1 protein-coding gene is annotated in these 1,402 nt (G+C 68.8%); it reads left to right on the forward strand.

What is annotated here, in order from left to right:
* Positions 1-1,402, forward strand: a 1,402-nt coding sequence (locus ACZYOF_RS43755; RefSeq protein WP_463719588.1) for a condensation domain-containing protein, incomplete at both ends; no start/stop codon positions are given.

The following is a 1,402-nucleotide window of genomic DNA, read 5'->3' on the forward strand; positions in this document are numbered from 1 at the left end:
TATGAGGCGCCGCAGGGCGAGATCGAGACCGCGCTGGCCAAGCTCTGGGCCGAGCTTCTGGGGCTGGAGCGGGTCGGACGCCACGACCACTTCTTCGCGCTGGGCGGCCACTCGCTCTTGGCGGTGCAGCTGATGGAGCGGCTGCGGCGGCTGTCGCTGGGCATCGAGGTGCGGACCTTGTTCGCCAGGCCGGTGCTGGCCGATCTGGCCGCGAGCCTGGGCAGCCATCACGAGGTGGCGGTCCCGGCCAACCTGATCACGGCGAGAAGTAGCGCGATTACGCCGCCGATGCTGCCGCTGATCGAGCTGGCGCAGGGAGAGATCGACCGGATTGTCGCCACGGTGCCCGGTGGTGTCGGCAACATCCAGGATATTTATGCCTTGTCGCCGCTGCAGGACGGCATCCTGTTCCATCATTTGCTGGCCAGCCAAGGCGATCCGTACCTGCTGGTCAGTCAGATGGCGTTTGCCGACCGTGGGCTGTTGGACCGCTATCTTGCCGCGGTTCAGCGGGTGGTGGATCGGCACGACATTCTGCGCACCTCGTTCGTGTGGGAGGGCGTGTCGCGCCCGGCCCAAGTGGTGTGGCGCAACGCGCCGCTGGAGGTGAGCGAGGTTGAGCTGGATGGCTCTGAGGGTCCTGGCCCCGCGCAGCTCAGGCTGAGGTTTGATCCGCGCCGGCACCGCATCGATCTTGGCCGGGCGCCGCTGTTGCGGTTTGTGATTGCGCGCGAGCCCGGCAGCGCGCGCTGGCTATTGCTGCAGCTGCAGCACCATTTGATCGGCGATCACACGACATCGGAAGTGATGCATGCCGAGGTGCGGGCCGAGCTGGAGGGGCGGGCGCATGAGCTGATAGCCCCGCAGCCGTTCCGCAATCTGGTGGCGCAGGCGCGGCTGGGCGTTGGAGCAAAGGCGCATGAAGAGTTCTTCCGAGGTCTGCTCGCAGACATCGCTGAGCCGACCCTGCCGTTTGGGCTGAGCGAGGTCCACGGCGACGGCAGCCGGTCCCATGAGGCGCGGCGGATGCTGCCGCAGGCGCTCAACGCGCGATTGCGCAGCCAGGCGCGGCGGCTGGGGGTGAGTCTGGCCAGCCTGTGCCATCTGGCGTGGGGGCAGGTGGTGGCGCGCAGCAGCGGCCGCGAGCAGGTGGTGTTCGGCACGGTGCTGTTCGGCCGCATGCATGGCGGCGCCGGCGCCGACCGCGCCATGGGCCTGTTCATGAACACCCTGCCGCTGCGGCTTGACCTTGACGGCACCGCGGTCGAGGCGAGTGTGCGGGCCACCCACGCCCGGCTGGCCGAGCTCTTGGCGCACGAGCATGCCTCGCTGGCCTTGGCGCAACGCTGCAGCGCCGTTGCGGCGCCGGCGCCGCTGTTCAGTTCGCTGTTGAACTACCGCC

The organism is Bradyrhizobium sp. LeoA1Lang, from assembly GCF_055413685.1.